Annotated in this window: 2 protein-coding genes; both read left to right on the top strand. The window is 71.2% G+C overall.

Annotation, left to right across the window (positions count from 1 at the left end):
* A partial coding sequence (locus tag H5J33_RS28035; protein ID WP_220212812.1) for an NACHT domain-containing protein occupies positions 1–1,983 on the top strand: 1,983 nt, incomplete at its 5' end.
* Positions 1,984–2,356: 373 nt separating this feature from the next.
* Positions 2,357–3,403: an alpha/beta hydrolase family protein gene (locus H5J33_RS28030; protein WP_181797627.1), complete on the top strand. Its 1,047-nt coding sequence runs from the start codon at positions 2,357–2,359 to the stop codon at positions 3,401–3,403.
* The last annotated feature ends 17 nt before the right edge of the window (positions 3,404–3,420 follow it).

Here is a 3,420-nt window from a genome sequence, read left to right as displayed (position 1 = left end):
GACGCTCACCGACCACTGGGCCAACATCCTCCGCCTCCCGCCGGGCGCCCCGGGCGCGAGGAGGAGCAGCGGCGGATCCAGGACCCGTACCCGCTGCCGGTCTGCTGGAAGACCGCCTGCGAGACGCTCACCGACCACTGGGCCAACATCCTCCGCCTCCCGCCGGGCGCCCCGGGCGGCCCGCTGGATCTGAGCGGCCGGCTGGAGGGCATCGCGGAGACCTACCGGAACGTCCCCTCCGGGCGGCTGGTGGTCCTCGGCAGGTCCGGGTCCGGGAAGACGGTCCTGACCCTGCGCTTCGTCCTCGACCATCTGAGGTCGCGGACGCCCGCCGAGCCCGTCCCGGTGATCTTCAGCATCGGCGCCTGGGATCCCACGGCCGTCACCCTGCGGGACTGGCTGACCGAGCGGTTGACGCGTGACCATCCCGGTACCGCCGCACCGGGGCCCGACAAGGTCAGCCTGGCCTCCGCGCTGGTCGACTCCGGTCGCGTACTGCCGGTGCTGGACGGCTTCGACGAGATGGCCGACGGGCTGCGCCGCCCCGCGCTCGAGGCCCTCAACGCCACCACGCTGCCCCTCGTGCTCACCAGCCGCCCCGCCGAGTACGCCGCCGCGGTCGAGGAGACCGATGTGCTGACCTCGGCCGCGGCGATCGAGCTCACCGACCTCACCCTGGACGACCTGGACCACTATCTGCCCCGCACCACCCGCAAGACGGACCGCTCGGACCCTGCGGCCGGCGTCTGGCAGCCCGTGCTGAAGAAGCTGCGCGAGCCCTCGCCGGACGGGTCACCGGCCCCGCTCGCCACGGTCCTGTCGACACCGCTGATGGTGGCGCTCGCCCGCACCGTCTACAGCGACACGCCGGAGCACGATCCGGCCGAGCTGCTCGACACCGAACTGTTCGCGAGCGCGCAGGAGCTGGAGGAGCACCTGCTCGACAACTTCCTGCCGACCGTCTATCGCCGGTCCCGACCGGGTGCGCGCGACTGGGACCCCGAGCGTGTCCAGCGCTGGCTCGGCCATCTCGCCCGCCATCTGACGGAACTGAGGACTCCGGACCTGGCCTGGTGGCGGCTCGGCCACGGTCTGCGAAGTTCCACCCGCACTCTGGTCACCGCCCTCGTCACCGCGCTGGTCATCGGACTGGTCGACGGCGCCATGTCCGCCGGTTTCAGCGGCTCACCGGCCGGCGGGGTGCTGGACGGGACGATCGTCGGCCTGCTGGCCGGTCTCCTGTTCGGGCTGGTGCACTGGTTCACGTACACGGTCACGGGCAAGGACGTCCAGCCGTCCGCGGTACGGCTGCGCATCCGCGGCCGGCCGGGCACCACCAAGTGGCGGGCGGGTTCCCGGCTGGTGATCGGCGCCCTGGGCGGCGCGTTCTTCGGATGCGCCTACGGGTTCGTGGTCGGCCTGTTGCGGGCGTTCAGCCTGCACGCCGGGCCGGCGCCCGCGCTGGAGACCGGGCTGATCGACGCGATCGTCTTCGGCCTGGTCTTCAGCGGCGCCGCGGGCCTCTCCTTCTGTCTCCTCGGCCTCCTCGAAACGCCCCTCGACATCCTCTCCGCCGTCAGCCCGGGCAGTGTCCTGCGCGCCGACCGCCGGACGGTGCTCATCCAACTGTGCTTCTGGGCACCCGTGTTCGGCACGGCGGTCGGACTCGGTGCCGGAGTGGTGGTGGATCTGCTGCAAGGGCACCTGGGCCGGCTCGTCACGGACCCCGCGGCCAGTCTCATGCTCGGCACCATCAGCGGTCTCGGCGGCGCGCTCGGCTACACGCTGACCCTAACCGCCTGGGGCCAGTGGTGTCTGCTCGCCCGCGTCTGGCTGCCGCTGACCGGGCGTCTGCCCTGGGCCGTCGCCGCCTTCCTGGACGACGCCTACCAGCGCGGCGTCCTGCGCCAGGCGGGTGCGGTCTACCAGTTCCGTCACGCCCGGCTGCAGAGCCGTCTCGCACAAAGACGCCGGCGAGGATGAGCCGGCGGCGCCGGGGACGTGCACGCCGAGCGACGCGCGGGGGATGCCGGGCGCGTGCCCAGCCGAGCGACGCGCCGGCCGTGCGGGCCGGTTGCCGGCCGGGGACGGCTTCGCGACGGCTGCCGTGTCATAGGAATTTCATCGCCCCTCCCTAACGTGACCGTGTCCGGGCGGAACCGCCCGTACGGGAGGGACGGCTCGATGGCGCGCTGCCTGGAGCCGGCGGCAGGGCGAGCTCGAGCAGGGACCGGATCACCACCGACAACCTCGACAGCGACCCGTACTTCCAGTGGATCGACGCACCGCAGGAAAGCTCACGAGGAGGCACGCTTTGGCAAGGACATCGAACCGTCGGCGACTGACGGCGACCGGGATGGTCACCGCCGTCGTCCTGGCCCTGGCCCTGGCCCTGCCGGCCGGTCCCGCGCAGGCCGCCGACGGCACGGCACCGCCGCCGTTGACGAACGGGTTCGGACTCACGCAGGTCGACACGGCCGTGGGCGGTCCCACGAACTTCACCATCACGGTGACCACGCCCGAGGTCTCCGGCAAGCACCACATCAAGATCATCCTGCCGAGCGGCTACTACGACGACCCGAACAGGCGCTACCCCGTGCTGTACTTCCTGCACGGCTCGCCCGACGACCCGATCCGGCAGAACTATCCGGCGCTGACCATGTCCGACTCGATGATCACCGTCATTCCGGACGGCGGCGCCCGGGGCTGGTACGCCAACTGGCTGAACCAGAAGACGCAACTCGGCGCCCAGAACTGGGAGAACTTCCACCTCAAGCAGGTGATCCCGTTCATCGACGCGAACCTGCGGACCATCCCCACCAAGAAGGCCAGGGCCGTCGCCGGCGTCTCCATGGGCGGATTCGGCGCCCTGCACTACGCGCAGGTCCGACCCGACCTGTTCAGCCAGACGGCGTCCCTGTCGGGGGACATCGACCTGTCGGTCCGGTCCATGGACCTGCGGCTGGCCGTCGTCGCCTCCGTGACCGACGCGCTCGGAGCGATCTGCGGCTCGTCCTCCGGAGCCTGCGACCCCGACAACTCCCCCTACAAGCCCGGCGTGGACAGCGACGCCCTGTTCGGCTCGCCCTACCCGGTGTTCAACGCCGACCGGCGGTGGAACGAGGTCGATCCGGCCGCACACATGGACAAGCTGGCCGGGATCGGCGTCTCCGTCTACGTGGGCAACGGCGCCGGCGTCCCCACCGAACCGGAGTTCTGGCTCGAAGGCGCGGCACAGCACGTCAAGGACAGCATGGACGCGCTCGGTATGCCGTACCACTACGTCGACTACGGCGACGGCTCCGGCTGGGGCACACAGTGCAACGGCGGTCACAACGGCGGCTGCTGGGAACAGGACCTGCGGGACCTGATCCCCAGGCTGGAGCGGGCGTTCGCCTCCTGACCGTACACCTGGACATA

The sequence above is a fragment of the Streptomyces sp. WELS2 genome (assembly GCF_013870595.1).
Classification (GTDB): Bacteria; Actinomycetota; Actinomycetes; order Streptomycetales; family Streptomycetaceae; genus Streptomyces.
Note: the sequence above shows the minus strand (reverse complement) of the source record. Positions and strands in the feature narration are given on the sequence as shown.